Consider the following 17,685-nt stretch of genomic DNA (forward strand, 5'->3'; position numbering starts at 1 on the left):
AAAAACCTGGAGCGGGTAGACGGAATCGAACCGACATATTCAGCTTGGAAGGCTGCTGTATTACCATTATACTATACCCGCACGGAAACCACGGCAGTCCCTTGTTTTTGCAAGGAAATGTCCGCAGTCGATCCTCTTCGTCGCGCTCGTTCGCCGCCTCGAAACCGCGTGGTGGGGGAAGCAGGACTCGAACCTGCGAAGCTTACGCAGGGGATTTACAGTCCCCCCCCTTTGCCGCTCGGGACATTCCCCCGCGCGCGTTTCGAACCGTCGAACCCTGACCCGAAACCCGTCTTTCGACCGGTGTCGGAACAAAAGGCTTCAAGGTCGGGACACGCCTGGGATAGAGGGAGCGCCAGACCCGAAAGCCCTAGGGCTCCAAATCGGAGGGCGTCTTATAGTGTCGAGAAATCCAGAACGCAACGACCGGAAATCGGGCAAAAAGGGGCCGGTGAAACCGGTCTTCAATCCCCGGTCCGGCGACGCTTCGGCCGGTGCCAGACCCGGCGGCTGGAACCCCAACCCGCCGGCAAAGGCCTTCTCCACCGCCGCTCCCCGTGCCGGTCGGGGCAAGGTCGACGCCGACGGCTTCCTGTGGGGTCGCCATCCCGTGCTGGCGGCCCTGGCCAACCCGGCGAGAAAGGGCATGGGCCGTCTGCTGGCCACCGCCGAGCGCGCCGCCGAGATCGAACGCGAAGGGACCGCCAACGGCCACAGGATCGAGGTCATGGACGCCCCGACCCTGGAACGCCTGCTGCCCGCGGGCGCGGTGCATCAGGGCCTGGCCTTCAAGGTCCAGCCGCTGGACGGCGTCGCCCTGGAAGACCTCGCCGAGCCCGCAGAGGGCATCATCGTCATGCTGGACCAGCTGACCGATCCCCAGAACGTCGGGGCCATCTTCCGCTCGGCCCTCGCGTTCGGCGCGCGCGGCATCGTGGTCCAGGACCGCCACTCGCCGGTGCTGGCCGGCGCGCTCGCCAAGGCCGCGGCCGGGGCCACCGAGCGCCTGCCCTGCGCCCGCGTCACCAACCTGTCCCGCGCCCTCGAACGCCTCGCCGACCTGGGCTGGCGCGCGGTCGGTCTGGACGGCGCCTCCGACGAGCGGCTCGAGACCGCGCTCGATCACCGCCCGACCGTCCTGGTCATGGGATCCGAAGGCGACGGCATCCGCCGCCTGGTCGCCGAACACTGCGACGTGCTGGCCCGGATTCCCATGCCCGGCGGGTTCGAGAGCCTGAACGTCTCCAATGCGGCGGCCATCGCGCTGTACGAGGCCACGCGCAAGCAACGCCCGCTTGATTAAGGCCTACGCCCTGCCCTAACAGCGCCCCATGGAATTCCTCAGCTCCCCCGAACTCGCCAGCCAGCTCTCCGCCCTGGGCAAGGTCCTGGCCATCGACCTGGTGCTCGCGGGCGACAATGCCGTGGCCGTCGGTCTGGCCGCCGCCGCCCTGCCGCAGGAGCTGCGTCGCAAGGCGATCCTGGTCGGCCTCGCCGCCGCCGTCGTGCTGCGGATCGTCTTCGCCCTGGTCACCGTCCAGCTTCTGGCCATTGTCGGCCTGCTGATCGCGGGCGGCGTGCTGCTGCTGTGGGTCTGCTGGAAGATGTGGCGCGAGCTGCAGGAGGCCGCGACCCACGACCAGGCCGAGGCCCAGGCGGAACTGGAACTCGCCCTGGCCATCGAGCACGGCAAGGGTCCCAGCCCCGAGGAGATGGGCCTGAAGCGCAAGAGCTTCGGCGCGGCCCTCGTCCAGATCCTGATCGCCGACGTCACCATGTCGCTGGACAATGTGCTGGCCGTCGCCGGTGCCGCCCACGACCACCCCTGGATCATGGTGTTCGGCCTGGTGCTGTCGATCGGCCTGATGGGCGTGGCCGCGACCTGGATCGCAAAGCTGCTGAGCAAATACCGCTGGATCGGCTATGTCGGTCTGGTCATCGTGCTCTATGTCGCCATCCACATGATCTGGGACGGCTATCGCTCGACGGTCGTGCGGGCCCTGGGCGTGGAACAGCACAATGCCTCGGCCCCGGCCTTCCTCGACATCACGGCCGAAGAGGTGCGGAAGTCCTGCCGTCCGGAGAAGGGCGAGAAGCTGACGGTCTGCCTGGCCCAGAAGGCGATCGCCAAACCCTGACGCCGCCTGACGTCGGAGACTGCCACCGTACCCAACGATTCATCCGCGGAGTGACCGATGAGCCTGATGCTGCTGCCCCTCCTGATCGCCGGCCCGATGGCGACCCCGGCCGGGCCGGCGCCCTCGGCCGCCGTCCAGTCGGGCGTGCGCGACATCGGCGTCGGCGATCCGCTGCGCCGTCCGCTCCTCGACACCCTGCGCCCCGCCATCCAGCGCGACCTGGGGGGCCAGGCCGTGCAGTTCATGGTCGACCGGCTGCGGGTCCAGGGCGACTGGGCCTTCTACGCCGGATCGATCCAGCAGCCGAACGGCCGCCCGATCGACTTCGCCAGGACCCGCTATGCCAGCGAGATCGAGGACGGCATCTTCGACGGTCCGGGCACCTATGCCCTGCTGCGCCGCCAGGGCGGCCGCTGGCGCGTCGTGACCTTCGTCATCGGTCCCACCGACGTGGCCTATCTGGCCTGGCCGGACGAGTACCGAGCCCCGGCGGCCTTGTTCGAATAGTCAGACGCCGCGCAGCCAGCCGGTGACCGACACCCGGTCGGCGCCGGCGGACAGGGCGACCTGCGTCACCGAATGGGGCGCGGGGACCCTGAGCAGGTTCAGGGTGTTAAAGCGCGGGGTAAAGGCCTCCCCGACATTGCCTTCGGCGTCGTGGAAGGCCAGCAGGCCGCCCCAGTCGATCCGCCAGCCGGGCGTCAGGCCCAGCACATAGGCATAGAGACGTTTCTTGCCATCGGCCGTGTCGTCGTGTTCGGTCAGGAAATGGCCCTTGCGGAAGCGGGTCAGCTGGGCGTCGGCCAGGGCGATGCGGGGTTCGCCCGTCGCCTCCCGCATCAGCCCCAGGAAGGCGTCGCCGTTCAGGAAGGCGACCAGCTCGGCCCAGACGGGCGCGGCCGCTCCGCCCTCGGCGAGATCATGGATCGGGTGGTTGTCGTACAGATACTGGAACGCGTCCGTCGCGGAGGCCTGCACGGCCTGGCCCAGCGCCTGACGCTGGTGCGGCTCCAGCGAATGCAGCCAGGCCCCCGGCAGGTCGACGTGGGCGGTCGGTTTGCGGGTGACGACATTATAGTCCGTCCCGTCCGCCTCGATACGCAGGTGCTCGGCGTAGGTATCGGCCAGCAGGCCGTGCAGCTGGGCGCGGCCGGTCGCGGCGAGGCGCTCGCGCACCGCCCGGAGGGTCGCCGGCGAATGATCCGCCAGCGCGGGCTTCACTGGGCTCCTCCGAACCGCTCGCTCCATTCGGCGACCTGGACGTCCTCGATCTTCTTGAACAGCACCTCGGCCGAGGCCACCGCCTGACCGCGCGGCAGATGGTCCAGCAGCCCCTCGCCCGCGCCCGGCCACGACAGGTCCGTCTCCCCCACCGTGGCCGCGATCGTCGGGGCGGTGAAGGGCATGACCGGCGCGGCCAGACGCGCGAACAGCGCCACCAGATTCAGACCGGTGCGAACTCCGACGGCCGAGCGTTCGACGTCCGTCTTGTACGCGGTCCAGGGGGCGGCCTCCTGCAGATATTCGTTGCCCAGAACCCAGACGGCGCGCAGGGCCTGACAGGCCTTTCTGAACTCCATCGCCTCGAAGGCCGCCGTCGCCTCGGCGATGCCCGCCGCCACATCGGCCTCCAGCTTCGCCTCCAGCGGCCCCGGCTCGCCTCCGTCCGGCACCACGCCGCCGAACTTCGACTCCGCGAACTTGACGATCCGGTTGACGAAATTGCCCAGCACATCGGCCAGGTCCTTGTTCGTCGTCGACTGGAACTGCTCCCAGGTGAAGGCCGCATCCGACCCTTCCGGCCCATAGGCGGTCAGGTGCCAGCGCCAGTAGTCGGCCGGCAGGATCTCCAGCGCCTGATCCATGAAGACCCCGCGCTTCTGCGAGGTCGAGAACTTGCCGCCGTACCAGTTCAGCCAGTTGAAGGCCTTCAACGTATCGACCGTCTTCCACGGCTCGCCCGATCCCAGGATGGTCGCGGGGAAGGACACGGTGTGGAAGGCGACATTGTCCTTGCCCATGAACTGGACATAGCGGACGTCGTCCGCCCCCTCGTCCAGCCGCCACCAGTCGCGCCAGGTCCGGCCGTTGGCCTCGGCCCATTCCTCGGTCGCGCCGATGTATTCGATGGGGGCGTCGAACCAGACATAGAAGACCTTGCCCTCCATGCCGGGACGCGGCCCCCCGTCCGGCCCCACCACCGGCACGCCCCACTTCAGGTCACGGGTAATGCCCCGGTCGATCAGCCCCTCGTCCAGGTGCTTCAGCGCGATGGATTTCGCCAGGGTCTGCCAGTCGGTCCTCGACTCGATCCAGCCCCGGATCCGGTCCTCGATCCGGGTCTGCAGCAGATACAGATGGCGCGTATCGCGCACCTCCAGGTTGGTCGAGCCCGACACCGCCGAATAGGGCGCGATCAGGTCGGTCGGGTCCAGCAGCCGCCCGCAATTGTCGCACTGGTCGCCCCGCGCGCCGACGTGGCCGCAGTGGGGGCAGGTCCCCTCGACATAGCGGTCGGGCAGGAAGCGGGCGTCGTCGATCGAATAGACCATCCGGTCCACCCGCTCCTCGATCAGGCCGTTCGCCTCCAGCACATGGGCGAAATGCTGCGTCAGCCGCCGGTTCGGTGCGCGCGACGACCGGCCGAACCAGTCGTAGCTCAGCCCGAACGCCTGACCCGCCGCCTTCTGGATCTCGTGCTGTTCGTCGCAATAGGTCTGGACGTCCTGGCCGGCGGCGGCGGCGGCCAGTTCGGCCGGCGTGCCGTGCTCGTCGGTGGCGCAAATATAGAGGACCTCATGCCCCTGCCCCCGCTTGAACCGCGCGAACACATCGGCCGGCAGCATCGACCCCGCCAGATTCCCCAGGTGCTTGATGCCGTTGATATAGGGCAGCGCCGAGGTGATCAGGATACGGGGCATGGGAGTCCGGTCGTTCGAGGAAGCTGCGGGATATAGAGTGACCACAGGGCGGCGTCACCTTCTCCCTCCCCCTCGGGGGAGGGTGGCTGAGCCGTAGGCGAAGCCGGGTGGGGAGGGCAAGGCGACGTGCCTATACTCTTCCGGACCTTGCCTTGCCGCCCCCACCCGGTCGCTTCGCGACCACCCTCCCCCGAGGGGGAGGGAGAACAGACCTGTCTAGGACGCTTTACATTTCGCGACTCGTGATGTATAGGGTGCTTTACATTTCGAATGCCCGCTCATGGGATCGGGCCAATACGGAGCCGAACGATGTCGCGTGGACTGGGCTGGACGCTGGGAGGAATCTTCGCCGGTTTCGGCGTGCTGTTCTTCACCGTATGGCGGTCGGACGACTCGGCCAGTATGGCGGCGATCATGTTCGCCGTGTCCTCGGTGATGTTCGCCACGACCGAGGCCACGCAGAAGCGCAAATCCCCCTGCCGGACAAGGCCGGGGATCAGGATGCGGGGCATGGGTCCAGGGGGGTCAGGGATCAGGGAGTAGGGATTAGGGATTAGGGATTAGTCAAGGTTGGCGGCGAGTGGTGACGAACATCGCAACCCCGCTTCCCCAATCCCCAATCCCCAAATCCTAATCCCTAATCCCTAATCCCTAATCCCTAATCCCTAATCCCTACTCCCTACTCCCAGCCGCCCCGCCACCCGCACGAACCGCCCGGTCAGCAGGCCGGCCGACACCAGACTGGCGATGATGACCGCCCAGACCAGACCGTCGACCCCGACCCGGTGCGCCAGCACCCAGCCCAGCGGCATCATCACGGCCCCGTAGGAGAAGAAGTGCATGATCGTCGGCCACCAGACGTCGCCCGCCGCGCGATTGGCCTGCGACGCCACCACCTGGATGCCGTCGGCGACGAAGAACAGGCTGGCCAGCACCAGGGCCGGCACGGCGATCGCCGCCAGCACCGGATCGCGGTTGTAGGCGGCGATCAGCAGGGGCGCGGTCGGCCACACCACCAGCGCGACGGCCAGGGTCAGCACGGCGATCGTCCCGATCCCCACCAGCCCGTTCCGCAGCACGCCCGGCGCGTCCTTTGCCCCATAGGCCCGCCCGACCAGCACCGCCGTCGCCGCCGACAGCCCCATGGGCACCATGAAGACGATGGCCGAGATGTTCAGCACGATGGCCCAGGCCGCCGTCTCCGCCGCCCCCAGTTGTCCGGCGATGAAGGTCATCAGGGCAAAGGCCCCGACCTCGATGAAATAGGACGCCCCCGACCCGGCCCCGATCCGGACCTGTTCGCGCTCGGCCGGCGGGTCCTTCGGCGGCCGGTTGAACACCCCCAGCGCCCGCGCCTCCGGCAGACGCGCGATATAGACGACCAGGAAGATCCCCAGCGAGGTCCTTGCCGCGAACGTCGCCCAGGCCGAGGCCTCGGCCCCGTGTACGCCCAGCCCCAGGATGTCCGGCACCAGCAGGAGGTTGAACGCCAGGTTCACCGCATTGGCGACCCACATGGCGATCATGCCCGGCTTGGGCTTGCCCAGGGCCTCGAGGAAGAACTGACAGGCGACCGAGATCAGATAGCCGGGCATCCCCAGGGCGAAGACAATCAGCGCCGGCCGCGCCCCTTCGCCCAGACCGTCGGCCAGGTTCAGCTGCGTCAGCGCCCAGGGCCCGACGACGATCAGGGCGATCATCGCCGCGATCCCCAGCTGCAGCGCATAGCTCAGCCCGCGCCGCAGCACCGCGCCCGCCTCGTCGCGCCGTCCCTCGCCGATGCGCCGCGCCGTCATCACCTGCACGCCCAGCAGCAGGCCCACCGCCGTCGTCACCATGATGGAGGTCGGGGCCAGGGCCAGCGAGCTGTAGGCCAGCTCGCGGCTGGAATAGTTGCCGACCACGATCGCGTCGGTCAGCCCCATGGTCATGATGCCGATCCGCGCCAGCACCACCGGCCAGGCCAGCGTCAGCAGCTCGCGCGTGGCGGCCCGGGTGGAGGGGGAGAGCATGGGGATCAGGGACTAGGGATTAGGGATTAGGGATTAGGCAGAGCGCCACCCGGCCAGCGGGAGCGCCTCATCTCACATTCGGCCCCGTTCGCTAACCCCAATCCTCCTGATCCCTAATCGCTAATCCCTAATCCCTAATCCCTCCGACCTACCACGCCCCCATCTCCCGCAGCTGCTTCGCCAGCGCCTCCGGCATATCCCCCGCGTCCAGCGACGACAGGTCCGGCGGCGCGTCCTTCGGTTCCAGATAGCGCCAGCCCTGGAACGGTCGCCGCGCCTGCGGGGCCGTGCGGACCACCTCGGGCGCCAGCTTGATCAGGCACATCGACGCCTTGCCCTCGCCGCGCGTCGAGATGTCCACGATCGGCATCCGGCAGGTCACCGAACCCTTCATGACCCAGTAGATCGACCCCCCGTCCTCGATCTCGGCCGCCCGCTTGGGCGTCATCCGCGTATTGACCGTCAGCCAGTCGCCCTTGGCCGCCCGCCGTTCCAGCGTCTCCACCTTGGCGACACCGACGCAGAGCTTGATCATGTGAAGAGGCATGGGCGGGCACTATCATCTCCCTCCCCCGCGGGGGAGGGTGGTCGATGCGAAGCAGCGACCGGGTGGGGCGGGCAAGGTGACGCGGACACCGCCTCTACCTCCCCCTCGGGGGAGGGTGGCTGAGCGGAGCGAAGCCGGGTGGGAAGGGCCAGGCGAAGCGAAGAGCCTCCCTTGTCATCCCGGCCGTAGCGAAGCGAAGAGCCCCGCTTGTCATCCCGGCCGTAGCGAAGCGAAGAGCCCCGTTTGTCATCCCGGCCGTAGCGAAGCGAAGAGCCGGGACGCCGGACCCCGCCACCATCCCTCCCGGAAATCGCGCCAGCGATTGTCCGGGAGACAGTCTGACCGCACTCCACCGTCTCCCGGATAGCCGCTTCGCGCCTTCCGGGAGGCAAGTAAGGCGTGGCTTCCGTCCCGGATAATCGCTGGCGCGATTTCCGGGATGACAAGGTTGAGTGTCGGTCGAACCTGGCGCGCCCCCCTCAAATCCGTTGGACTCATGGGGTGCAGCGGAGTGCAAATTCTATCGAATAAAATCCGCGACTTGCACGCGTTGGACCCGGTTTTTTCGAGTGCAATCGCCTCAGCCCCCCGCGTATCACAAAGCCTGAGAGATACCGCATACAAGTCTCTGTATTTAAACGTTTTCTCTCCTAAGTTCCGGCCTCCACCACCGCCAGCACCGCATCCGCCGCCACCTGGTCCCCGACGGCGAAGGCCACCTCGCCCACCACCCCGTCGAACGGCGCGTTCAGCGCATGCTCCATCTTCATGGCCTCCAGCACGATCACCGGCTGCCCCTTGGTCACCACATCCCCCGCCTTCACCGGCGTCGCCACGATCTTCCCCGGCATGGGCGCGCGGAGGGAGCCGTCGGAGGCGGTGCCGCCGTCAGCGCTTGCTCGGCGACGCTTGAATTCGTGGGCGGCCCCATCTTCGAAGATCACAATCGCTGCCGGTGTGCAGAAGGCCGAGAAGGGACGGCCATCGACGAACGTAAAGCCCGGTGATCCGTAACCATGAAACTGGCCGTCCGGCGTCTCGACCGTAAAGCCGAAATGCTCGCCCATATCATTGTAAGTCTGCGGGCCTTCCAGCTTGGCCGCCAAGGGCTCGCCGTCGAACCAAAGGCCAAGTCGAGCACCGCCTCGACCGTTCATTCGGAATGCAAAGGGTCCATTCGACCAAGGGCTCGTGGTATCGTTCGACGCGCCATTCCAGCCGTCCATTTCTCCCTCGCCTCCCAGCGAGGTGAAGGCGGCAGCGACGGCTTCAGGCGTAGGCAGAGCGCCATCAGCCAGATCATCCTGCTGAGCCCCGATAAACCCCGTATCCACATCCCCCGCCACGAACCGCGGATGCTCCAGGCAGCGCACAAGGAACCCGGCATTGGTCCGCACCGGCCAGACCTCGACCGACCCGCACGCCTCCGCCAGCGCCTCGGCCGCCGCCTCGCGCGTCTCCGCGTGGACGATCAGCTTGGCGATCATCGGGTCGTAGAACTGGCTGACCTCGCCGCCCTGCTCCACCCCGGTGTCGATCCGCACTCCGTCGGGCAGGACGAAATGCTCCAGCTTCCCGATGCTGGGCAGGAAGCCGTTCGCCGGGTCCTCGGCATACAGCCGCGCCTCCATGGCCCAGCCGTTGATCGCCAGCTCGTCCTGTTTCAGCGGCACCGGCTCGCCCGCCGCCGCGCGGAACTGCCATTCGACCAGGTCGACGCCGGTGATGGCCTCGGTCACCGGATGTTCGACCTGCAGCCGGGTGTTCATCTCCATGAACCAGATGCGGTCGGCGCGCAGCCCCTCGGTCCCGTCGGCGATGAACTCGATCGTCCCCGCCCCGACATAGTTCACAGCCTTCGCCGCCTTGACCGCCGCCGCCGTCACCGCCGCCCGCGTCGCCGCGTCCATGCCGGGGGCCGGGGCCTCCTCGATCACCTTCTGGTGGCGGCGTTGCAGGGAGCAGTCGCGTTCGAACAGGTGCAACACCTCGCCGTGGGCGTCGCCGAACACCTGGACCTCGATATGGCGGGGCGACAGGATGTATTTCTCGATCAGGACCCGGTCGTCGCCAAAGCTGGAGGCCGCCTCGCGCCGGCACGAGCCCAGCGCATCCAGAAACGCATCGCCCGCATCGACCCGCCGCATCCCCTTGCCGCCGCCGCCCGCCACCGCCTTGATCAGCACCGGATAGCCGATCGCGTCGGCCTCGGCCTTCAGCCGCTCCGGCGACTGGTCCTCGCCCATGTATCCGGGCGTCACGGGCACGCCCGCCTCGACCATCAGCGTCTTGGCCGCGTCCTTCAGCCCCATGGCCCGGATCGCCGCCGGCGGCGCCCCGATCCACACGATCCCCGCCGCCATCACCGCCTCGGCGAACGCGGCGTTTTCGCTCAGAAAGCCATAGCCGGGGTGGATCGCCTCCGCCCCCGTCGCCTTCGCCGCCGCCAGCACCCTGTCCGCGTCCAGATAGCTCTCGCGCGCCGCCGCCGGCCCGATCAGCACCGCCTCATCCGCCGCGCGCACATGCAGGGCCTTCGCATCGGCCCCGGAATAGACGGCGATGGTGCGGATCCCCATCCGCTTGGCGGTGCGAAAGACGCGACAGGCGATTTCGCCACGATTGGCGACCAGGACGGAGGTGAACATGGGGCCGGTTTAGAGCGACCCGGCGCGAGGGTCGAGGTCAGAGATCGACGAGGCGCTGCATCAGTTTGCGAGTTCCGATCTCTCCGTCCCAGTATGCGATCAGCGCATCCCGGTTCTTGCTGATCCATTCGGTGACCAGACGCTCGTCGCTGGCGATTAATGCGCCATGGACAACCCTGGACTCCGGGCGAATCGCCACGACTGCGAGTTGATCGAGCGTCATCCGGTTGCCATGGACCGTGCTGACCTTCACCCGCGCGTCGTGCCGCGCATTGCCCTTGGGGCTGACCCAGATGGTCATGGGCAGCCCCGTGTCTTCCGGATACAGGTTCGCCATCTCGAAAAGTTCGTTCTCCTCTTCGAGGGTCCATTCCGGTTCGACGGGCTGGTGCACGTTCATGGTCCCAGCCTAGCGCAAATCCGGCCCGAGGTCACTCCGCCCAGCTCGGGCTGCGCTTTTCGAGGAAGGCCCGCACGCCCTCCTGCCCTTCCTTCGACACCCGCGCCCTGGCGATGCGGCGGGCCGTGTCCTCCATCAGGCCGCGATCGATCGTCTGGCCGACCAGGTCGTTGACCAGCCGCTTGGCCTCGCCCATCGCGCCCGGCGCATTCTGGCTCAGACTGTCGGTCAGCATGGACACGAACTCGTCCATCGACCCTTCAGGCAGGACCATGTCGATGATCCCGGCATGGGCCGCATAGTCGGCGTCGAAGATGTTGGCCGTCAGGAACAGCTGCCTCGCCCGACGCGCCCCGACCGCCTCGATCACATAGGGGGCGATGGTCGCCGGGATCAGACCCAGCTTGACCTCGGAAAAGGCGAACCGCGTCCCCTCGACCGCGACGGCCATGTCGCAGGCGCAGACGATGCCCGCCCCGCCGCCCATGGCCGCGCCCTCGACCAGGGCGATGGTCAGGGCCGGAATGTCGTGCAGCGCCTTCAGCATCTTCGCCAGCATCATGGCGTCGTCGCGGTTGTCGCTCTCGGACCAGCCGGCCGCATCCCGCATCCAGCCCAGATCGGCGCCCGCGCTGAACGTCCCGCCCGCGCCCCGGATGAAGACCGCCCGCACCCTGTCGGCCCCGTGCAGGGTCTCGAACGCCTCATGCAGGGCGGCGATGGTGGCGGCGTCAAAGGCGTTCTTCTTCGCCGGCCGGTTGATGGTGATGAAGACCACCCCGTCGGCCGTGGAATCGACCTGCACCAGATCGTCGTTCGCATCCGGCGCCGGATCGGGCACCAGCGGCTGGGCGATGGCATTGATCTCCGCCGCCTCGGCATCGGTGATGTCCAGGGCGTTCAGGTCGTTTTCGGTGGGGTCGGTCATGATGGTGCTCCAGGGCAGCGAGTATAGGTGGTGGCCTCACCGTCGATAGCGATCCGGAGAGCGGATCGATCCGGTGACAGCGTCAGCTTGCCAGGTCGATGCCGGATGACCGGCCGATCGTTTGCGTCAGTGTCGCTCGTGTCCCACCAATTCAAATCGACCTGGACCGAGCCGTCGCCGTCCGGGCGGACAGAGAGAACGTCACCGCCCCATTCGTAATACGTCAGCCTGGTGCCCGCGATGACGAGACGGGAAACGCCGTCCGGATCGCCGCACTCGATGGGCGATAGATCCCACGTTCCATGAAAAGCACGCGGAACCGGACCCGGTGATGTGGCGCAGGCAGACAATGCGAGGCTCATGATAAGCGCTGACAGGAGGAAGCGCATGGCCATCACATCCTGAACACGCCAAACGTCGTGTCCTCGATCGGGGCGTTCAGGCTCGCCGAAATCGCCAGACCCAGCACGTCCCGCGTCTGGGCCGGATCGATGATGCCGTCGTCCCACAGGCGGGCGGTGGCATGGTACGGATTGCCCTCGTCCTCGTATTTCTGACGCACCGGGGCCTTGAAGGCCTCGGCCTGTTCGGGGGTCCAGCTGTCGGCGTCGCGGTGGACGGTGGCCAGCACCGCGGCCGCCTGTTCCCCGCCCATCACGCTGATGCGGCTGTTGGGCCAGGTGAACAGGAAACGCGGCGAATAGGCCCGGCCGCACATTCCGTAGTTGCCGGCGCCGAAACTGCCGCCGATCAGGATGGTGAACTTGGGCACATTGGCCGAGGCGACCGCCGTGACCAGCTTGGCTCCGTCCTTGGCAATGCCGCCCGCCTCATATTTCCCGCCGACCATGAAGCCACTGATATTCTGCAGGAACACCAGCGGGATCTTCCGCTTGCAGGCCAGTTCGATGAAGTGGGCCCCCTTCAGCGCGCTCTCACTGAACAGCACGCCGTTGTTGGCCAGGATGGCGACCGGATAGCCCCAGATGCGGGCGAAGCCGCAGACCAGGGTGGTGCCGTACAGGGCCTTGAACTCCTCGAACTCCGAGCCGTCGACCACCCGCGCGACCACCTCGCGCACGTCATAGGGCGCCCGCACATCGTCGGGGATCAGACCGTACAGCTCCTCGGCATCGAACGCCGGGGCACGCGGCTCGCGCACATCCAGATCGACCCGCTTGACGCTGTTCAGATGGCCGACGATGCCGCGGACGATCTCCAGCGCGTGCTCGTCATTCTCGGCGACATAGTCGACGACGCCGGACCTGCGCCCATGGGTCTCGGCCCCGCCCAGTTCCTCGGCCGAGATGACCTCGCCGGTCGCAGCCTTCACCAGCGGCGGCCCGGCCAGGAAGATGGTGCCCTGGTTCCGCACGATCACCGTCTCGTCCGACATGGCGGGCACATAGGCCCCGCCGGCGGTGCACGACCCCATCACGCAGGCGATCTGGGGGATGCCCCGGGCGCTCATCCGCGCCTGGTTGAAGAAGATGCGGCCGAAATGGTCGCGGTCCGGAAACACCTCGGCCTGGTGCGGCAGGTTCGCCCCGCCGGAATCGACCAGATAGACGCACGGCAGATGGTTCTGCTCGGCGATCTCCTGCGCCCGCAGATGCTTCTTCACCGTCATGGGGAAATAGGCGCCGCCCTTCACCGTCGGATCGTTGGCGACGATCATGACCTCGCGGCCCGAGACCCGGCCGATGCCGCAGATCATCCCGGCACCAGGGGCCTCGTCGCCGTACATGCCGTTGGCGGCCAGCTGGCCGACCTCCAGAAAGGGCGAACCGGGGTCCAGCAGCCGCTCGACCCGGTCCCGCGGCAACAGCTTGCCCCGCGCCACATGCCGCTCGCGACTGGCCTCCGACCCGCCCCGCGCCGCGACCGCCACCCGCGCGCGCAGCTCGGCGTTCAGGGCCGTGTTGTGGGCATGCAGCGCCTTGAACGACGCGCTGTTCGGATCGATGGCGGAGGTCAGCTTCGGCATGGGGCTGGTTTAGGGGGCTTTGGCTGATGCGGAAACCCTCTCCCAGAGGGAGAGGGCTATCTCCGCAACAGCCGGTCCCGCGCGGCGTTCAGCTTCGCCGCCAGCCCTTCCGTCCCGCCCTGGTCGGGATGCGCCCGCCCCATCAGGCGACGCCAGGCGGCCTGGATGACCTCGGGCTCCGCGCCCACGGGCACGCCCAGGATCGACCGCGCCTCGGCATCACCGATCGCCTCGGGCCTCGCCACCACGTTCCGCATCCGCGAGGCGACCGCCAGCCACAGCGCCGCTCCGACCAGACCGGCACCGCTGATCCACGCCCCCCTGGACAGCGCCAGTGCCCCGCCGACCAGCAGCGCGGCCGAGACCAGGGTCGCCGCCACCCGCCAGTGCCCCCGCCGCGGGCCCTCGGTCTGGCGACCCAGCCGCACCAGCGCCCACACCACGATGCCCGCCAGCACGAGCCAGATCAGGCCCATGCGAACAGTCCGGTGATCAAGCGGCCTCGAGCGCCGGCAGGCGGACGTCGTTCAGGCCCAGGGCCTGCATCAGGTTGCGCATCTCCTGCCTTGCCGCGACATGGGCCAGCGACACCGCCACCGGCCGCACCGCATTGGACAGATCGGCCACCGTCAGGCCGAAGGGGAACAGTTCGCGATAGATGACCCGGTCGCGCAGCCCCGGCCCGACCCGGAACCCCACGCGCTTGGACAGTTTCAGCATCCGCTCTTCCAGACGGCGGCGGTTGCGCGCCTCGGCCACGGCCATGCGGTTGACGACCACGATCCAGTCGATGGCGGCGTGGCGACCGTCCTTTATGGCGCGATACTTCCGGGCCTCCCACACACTTTCGGAATAGGTCGAGGGCTTCAGCAGCTCCAGCGTCACGGGATCGACCGTGCCCAGCATGTCGAAGTCGACGAAACTGTCGTTCATCGGCGTCACGATCTGGTCGGCCCGGGCATGAGCCGCTCGCGACAGGGCGGTATCGCCCCCCGGCGTGTCGATCAGGATAACCTCGGCCCCGGATGCCACCGCCTCGCCGAACGCCGTCTCGAACCGGGCCAATTGCTCTGCCTCATCCGCCCTGGCCAGGGCCTTGCCGTCGCCCAGGTCCGGCTCGACCGGCATGGGCAGGGTGACGCCGTTGGCGGCCGTCCAGGCCGTGCGGTGAGAAAAGAAATGGGACATCGACCGCTGGCGCAGATCCAGGTCCAGAATCGCCACCTTGCGACCCGCGTGCATCAGGCCGCAGACGATGTGGATGGCCAGGGTGGACTTGCCCGCCCCGCCCTTTTCATTGCCGACCACGATGACCTGAGCCCGAGCTGTCTGCGTCATGACCTGATAATCCGGATACTGGCGACAACCGACTCACAGAGCCGATTGTCATGGTTCGCCAGAGTCGGGTGCGCGGCCGCATCCGTCAACGAAAGGTTGGCCGACAGCTGTGGGAAGATCGCGCGAGCGGGGGCTCAACCCCGGCGCAGACACCCCAGATCGGCAGCGTCCGCAGCGCGACAGACGGCGCGAACCGTCTCGCCTGCCGCCGTTACCTTCAGCCGGGTCAGGGTGCGTCCATCGACCTCGACAGCCTCGAACGCAGGCGTCAGGCCCGCCAGGCCATGGCCCGCCGCACGAATGCGCGACCAGGCCGCCCGCGCCGCCGACGGGCTGGAGAAGGCTCCGAGCTGCAAGGTCTCGCGCGGACCGGTCGCACCGCCGGCATGAACGGGCTCGACGACGACGGCCCGCGTCGGTCGGATCGTCTGGGAGCGATCGGAGACCTGCTGCCGGACCGCCCGGGTCACGACCGGCGCGGCCGCCTCGATCATCACCGGGGCCGCCTGTTCGACCGCGCCCCGCAGACCGGCATCGCGCGCATCCCACAGGGCATGGGGGTCCATGACCTCGACCCGCAGCGCGCCGGGGTTCGCGACGGCGGCAGCGTCGATCCTGGCAGGACGAAGTCCCAGCTCCGCCGCCGTCCGCACAGGTGCGTCCGACCCGTCGAGGGGCACGCTGGCCACGGCCTGGGCCATGGACTCGAACCGATGCGGGTCGCTCTCGACCACGCCACACGAGACGGTCGAGAGGCCTGCGAGACCGAGGAGTACTGGACGAAGCATTCTGCCGGGCGTCATAAGCCGACCCTAGCCCGGCACCTTTTGCCGTCCGGTGCACGATCACGCTTAAGTCTAAGGGTTAATCCGGTAAGCATGGCTGACAACCCTCCTCCCCTGCCGATCGCGCGAACCGTCGAAGCGTTGCGCGCCGTGGTCCGCGACTGGCGTCGTCAGGGCTTCACCGTGTCTTTCGTGCCGACCATGGGGGCCCTGCACGAGGGCCACCTGACCCTGGTACGAGCGGCGGGCCAGCACGCCGACAGGGTCGTCGCCAGCGTCTTCGTCAACCCGACCCAGTTCGCCGCGCATGAGGACCTCGGCACATATCCGCGCCGCGAGGCCGGGGACGCCGCCCTGCTCGCCGGAGCCGGATGTGACCTGCTGTTCGCACCGACAGAGGCTGAAATGTACCCGGACGGCTTCGTCACCGCCGTCTCCGTCGGCGGGCCGTCGCAGGGGCTGGAGACGGACTTCCGGCCCCACTTCTTCGGCGGCGTGGCGGTGGTCGTCGCCAAGCTTCTGAACCAGGTCCAGGCCGATGTCGCCGTGTTCGGAGAGAAGGACTACCAGCAGCTGATGGTCGTCCGCCGCATGGCCCGGGACCTCGACATCCCGACCCGGATCATCGGCGCGCAGACGATGCGGGACGGCCATGGCCTCGCCCTGTCATCCCGGAACGCCTATCTGTCGGAGGCCGAACTCGACACCGCCCGCCGGCTCAACGGCGTCCTGGCCGAAGCCGCGCTCAAGGCCGCCGACAGGCGTCCGCTGGCTGCCGTGGAGCGCGACGCCTATTCCGATCTGCTCAAGGCCGGGTTCGAGCGGGTCGACTATGTCGCCGTGCGCCGCGCCGACGATCTGGCCCCGTTCCCGAACGGCGTCGTCGATGCCCCCGCGCGCATCCTCGCCGCCGCCTGGCTCGGCAAGACCCGCCTGATCGACAACCTGGCCGTCTGATCTAGCCGATCGCCCCCACACAGCCCTCGGCGTCGCCCGGCGTCAGGGCGGCGTTGGTCAGGGCCAGGGTCCAGCCGTGATGGGTGTTCAGGCCCCAGCGGCGCGCCCCGCCGCCGTCGCCTGCGTCGCCTCCGGCCGTGACGATCACGCTGCGGCCCCTGGGCAGGGCGACCGGATCGATCTTGCCGACCGCCAGCGACGTCGGCTGTCCTCCGGCCTGTCCGAATCCGTCGAACACGCTCAGGGACGACCAGTCGCGGCGCAGGCCGACCCACCAGGGGTCGTCGGTGTTGACCGCCAGAACCGCCACGCCCCGGCCCTCGGCCGCAAAGGCCAGCGCCGCCTGCGGATCGCGCACCATGCGGATGGCGGCGGCCATGCCGAAGCGGTGGCGTGCCCCGTCGAAGGCGCGGGTCGGGTCGGTCGGCGACCAGACCTGGACCTGCAACTGACCCTGACGCGCCAGACCCCAGCCGACGATCTCGCGCCACAGGCTCGAAACGGCTTCGGCATACTGCGGCTCGGCCCTGGCCAGCACCCGGTTCTGGACCGTCTGTTCGCGATCGGGACGCAGCTTGGTGTGGGGGCCGTGCGGCGCATCCTTGGCCTGGCCGACCCTGGCGGCGATGGCCAGGCGGCGCTGGAACAGGGCCAGAAGCTGGTCGTCGACGCTGTCGATCTCGGCCCGCAGGGCGGCCAGCGCCATCTGTTCGGGGGACATCTCTTCGGGCGTCATGTCGGGCCAGACGGTCTTGAGGTTGGATTTCGGCATGGGATCGAGGCTTTCAACGGGGTCATTTCGATAAGGGGTGCAGGGGTGCGCCGCCGCCCCGGGTCAGGGCGGTCGCCGGCGAGGCTGTCAGGAGCGGGTGCCGCTCGAGGCCTCAGCCGGCGTATCGAAAGCCGTAGAAACGATAGCCGAAATAGAGGGCAGCCGCGCGCGAACGGAGGACGAGGGTCTGGGTCGAGGCGCGCAGCGAGGACATGGGTCGGTCCGGTGTTCCGGATCGTCAGCGATCCGTAG

18 protein-coding genes and 2 tRNA genes are annotated in these 17,685 nt (G+C 68.2%); 4 read left to right on the forward strand and 16 right to left on the reverse strand.

Translation table 11 applies throughout. From position 1 onward, the window contains the following. Positions 1-7 precede the first annotated feature (7 nt). Both O3139_RS11630 and O3139_RS11635 read right to left on the reverse strand, forming a co-directional pair. Positions 8-81, reverse strand: a tRNA-Gly gene (locus O3139_RS11630). Between the two features lie 88 nt (positions 82-169). After that, positions 170-253, reverse strand: a tRNA-Tyr gene (locus tag O3139_RS11635). A gap of 147 nt (positions 254-400) precedes the next feature. Between O3139_RS11635 and rlmB the strand changes: the two genes are divergently transcribed. The 3 genes from rlmB to O3139_RS11650 are packed head-to-tail and all read left to right on the forward strand — an operon-like array spanning position 401 to position 2,645. Then, a complete protein-coding gene (gene rlmB / locus O3139_RS11640; protein ID WP_420022318.1) occupies positions 401-1,303 on the forward strand; it encodes a 23S rRNA (guanosine(2251)-2'-O)-methyltransferase RlmB in 903 nt (300 codons plus the stop codon). Between the two features lie 28 nt (positions 1,304-1,331). After that, complete coding sequence (locus O3139_RS11645; protein ID WP_269514236.1) at positions 1,332-2,138, forward strand: TerC family protein; 807 nt, start codon at positions 1,332-1,334, stop codon at positions 2,136-2,138. A 57-nt stretch (positions 2,139-2,195) separates the two neighbouring features. Beyond that, positions 2,196-2,645: a hypothetical protein gene (locus O3139_RS11650; RefSeq protein WP_269514237.1), complete on the forward strand. Its 450-nt coding sequence runs from the start codon at positions 2,196-2,198 to the stop codon at positions 2,643-2,645. On the opposite strand, the gene O3139_RS11655 is transcribed toward O3139_RS11650, so the two are convergent. The 13 genes from O3139_RS11655 to O3139_RS11715 form a co-directional block, all read right to left on the reverse strand. After that, on the reverse strand, positions 2,646-3,359 hold the full coding sequence (locus O3139_RS11655) for a 2OG-Fe(II) oxygenase (protein ID WP_269514238.1): 714 nt from the start codon (positions 3,357-3,359) through the stop codon (positions 2,646-2,648). Beyond that, positions 3,356-5,059, reverse strand: a complete 1,704-nt coding sequence (gene metG / locus O3139_RS11660) for a methionine--tRNA ligase (protein ID WP_269514239.1) — start codon at positions 5,057-5,059, stop codon at positions 3,356-3,358. Before metG ends, O3139_RS11655 begins: the two co-directional genes overlap by 4 nt. A gap of 278 nt (positions 5,060-5,337) precedes the next feature. Continuing rightward, a complete protein-coding gene (locus O3139_RS11665) occupies positions 5,338-5,571 on the reverse strand; it encodes a hypothetical protein (protein WP_269514240.1) in 234 nt (77 codons plus the stop codon). 153 nt (positions 5,572-5,724) lie between these two features. Beyond that, positions 5,725-7,071, reverse strand: coding sequence for an MATE family efflux transporter (locus tag O3139_RS11670; protein ID WP_269514241.1), 1,347 nt, complete (start codon positions 7,069-7,071; stop codon positions 5,725-5,727). Between the two features lie 148 nt (positions 7,072-7,219). After that, a complete protein-coding gene (locus O3139_RS11675; protein WP_269514242.1) occupies positions 7,220-7,618 on the reverse strand; it encodes a DUF1489 family protein in 399 nt (132 codons plus the stop codon). Positions 7,619-8,268: 650 nt separating this feature from the next. Then, positions 8,269-10,266, reverse strand: coding sequence for an acetyl/propionyl/methylcrotonyl-CoA carboxylase subunit alpha (locus tag O3139_RS11680; protein ID WP_269514243.1), 1,998 nt, complete (start codon positions 10,264-10,266; stop codon positions 8,269-8,271). 37 nt (positions 10,267-10,303) lie between these two features. Then, entirely contained in the window at positions 10,304-10,666 is a 363-nt protein-coding gene (locus O3139_RS11685; RefSeq protein ID WP_269514244.1) for a hypothetical protein, read from the reverse strand. Positions 10,667-10,697: 31 nt separating this feature from the next. Continuing rightward, positions 10,698-11,594, reverse strand: a complete 897-nt coding sequence (locus O3139_RS11690; RefSeq protein ID WP_269514245.1) for an enoyl-CoA hydratase-related protein — start codon at positions 11,592-11,594, stop codon at positions 10,698-10,700. After that, positions 11,591-11,983 (reverse strand): hypothetical protein, encoded by a 393-nt coding sequence (locus tag O3139_RS11695; protein ID WP_269514246.1) that lies wholly within the window; start codon positions 11,981-11,983, stop codon positions 11,591-11,593. Before O3139_RS11695 ends, O3139_RS11690 begins: the two co-directional genes overlap by 4 nt. A gap of 5 nt (positions 11,984-11,988) precedes the next feature. After that, positions 11,989-13,581, reverse strand: coding sequence for a carboxyl transferase domain-containing protein (locus O3139_RS11700; RefSeq protein WP_269514247.1), 1,593 nt, complete (start codon positions 13,579-13,581; stop codon positions 11,989-11,991). 56 nt (positions 13,582-13,637) lie between these two features. Beyond that, entirely contained in the window at positions 13,638-14,057 is a 420-nt protein-coding gene (locus O3139_RS11705) for a J domain-containing protein (RefSeq protein WP_269514248.1), read from the reverse strand. A 16-nt stretch (positions 14,058-14,073) separates the two neighbouring features. Then, the gene (locus O3139_RS11710; protein ID WP_269514249.1) at positions 14,074-14,919 is read right to left on the reverse strand and encodes a division plane positioning ATPase MipZ; all 846 of its coding nucleotides are present in this window, start codon (positions 14,917-14,919) and stop codon (positions 14,074-14,076) included. A 134-nt stretch (positions 14,920-15,053) separates the two neighbouring features. Continuing rightward, entirely contained in the window at positions 15,054-15,707 is a 654-nt protein-coding gene (locus O3139_RS11715) for an SPOR domain-containing protein (protein WP_269514250.1), read from the reverse strand. A gap of 90 nt (positions 15,708-15,797) precedes the next feature. Between O3139_RS11715 and panC the strand changes: the two genes are divergently transcribed. After that, positions 15,798-16,661, forward strand: coding sequence for a pantoate--beta-alanine ligase (panC, locus tag O3139_RS11720; RefSeq protein ID WP_269514251.1), 864 nt, complete (start codon positions 15,798-15,800; stop codon positions 16,659-16,661). Position 16,662: 1 nt separating this feature from the next. Here panC and O3139_RS11725 read toward each other — a convergent pair whose 3' ends face one another. Further along, positions 16,663-17,433, reverse strand: a complete 771-nt coding sequence (locus tag O3139_RS11725; RefSeq protein ID WP_269514252.1) for a chorismate mutase — start codon at positions 17,431-17,433, stop codon at positions 16,663-16,665. Positions 17,434-17,685 lie beyond the last annotated feature (252 nt).

The sequence above is a fragment of the Brevundimonas subvibrioides genome (genome assembly GCF_027271155.1).
GTDB lineage: Bacteria > Pseudomonadota > Alphaproteobacteria > Caulobacterales > Caulobacteraceae > Brevundimonas > Brevundimonas subvibrioides_D.

Excerpts from the sequence above, each read along its gene's own strand:
- O3139_RS11645 (WP_269514236.1), top strand. The coding sequence starts at position 1,332 with ATGGAATTCCTCAGCTCCCCCGAACTCGCCAGCCAGCTCTCCGCCCTG.
- O3139_RS11650 (WP_269514237.1), top strand. The coding sequence starts at position 2,196 with ATGAGCCTGATGCTGCTGCCCCTCCTGATCGCCGGCCCGATGGCGACC.
- O3139_RS11695 (WP_269514246.1), bottom strand. The coding sequence starts at position 11,983 with ATGCGCTTCCTCCTGTCAGCGCTTATCATGAGCCTCGCATTGTCTGCC.
- O3139_RS11685 (WP_269514244.1), bottom strand. The coding sequence starts at position 10,666 with ATGAACGTGCACCAGCCCGTCGAACCGGAATGGACCCTCGAAGAGGAG.
- O3139_RS11675 (WP_269514242.1), bottom strand. The coding sequence starts at position 7,618 with ATGCCTCTTCACATGATCAAGCTCTGCGTCGGTGTCGCCAAGGTGGAG.
- O3139_RS11665 (WP_269514240.1), bottom strand. The coding sequence starts at position 5,571 with ATGCCCCGCATCCTGATCCCCGGCCTTGTCCGGCAGGGGGATTTGCGC.
- O3139_RS11680 (WP_269514243.1), bottom strand. The coding sequence starts at position 10,266 with ATGTTCACCTCCGTCCTGGTCGCCAATCGTGGCGAAATCGCCTGTCGC.
- O3139_RS11715 (WP_269514250.1), bottom strand. The coding sequence starts at position 15,707 with ATGCTTCGTCCAGTACTCCTCGGTCTCGCAGGCCTCTCGACCGTCTCG.
- O3139_RS11690 (WP_269514245.1), bottom strand. The coding sequence starts at position 11,594 with ATGACCGACCCCACCGAAAACGACCTGAACGCCCTGGACATCACCGAT.
- O3139_RS11670 (WP_269514241.1), bottom strand. The coding sequence starts at position 7,071 with ATGCTCTCCCCCTCCACCCGGGCCGCCACGCGCGAGCTGCTGACGCTG.
- O3139_RS11705 (WP_269514248.1), bottom strand. The coding sequence starts at position 14,057 with ATGGGCCTGATCTGGCTCGTGCTGGCGGGCATCGTGGTGTGGGCGCTG.
- O3139_RS11710 (WP_269514249.1), bottom strand. The coding sequence starts at position 14,919 with ATGACGCAGACAGCTCGGGCTCAGGTCATCGTGGTCGGCAATGAAAAG.
- O3139_RS11725 (WP_269514252.1), bottom strand. The coding sequence starts at position 17,433 with ATGCCGAAATCCAACCTCAAGACCGTCTGGCCCGACATGACGCCCGAA.
- panC (WP_269514251.1), top strand. The coding sequence starts at position 15,798 with ATGGCTGACAACCCTCCTCCCCTGCCGATCGCGCGAACCGTCGAAGCG.
- O3139_RS11700 (WP_269514247.1), bottom strand. The coding sequence starts at position 13,581 with ATGCCGAAGCTGACCTCCGCCATCGATCCGAACAGCGCGTCGTTCAAG.
- metG (WP_269514239.1), bottom strand. The coding sequence starts at position 5,059 with ATGCCCCGTATCCTGATCACCTCGGCGCTGCCCTATATCAACGGCATC.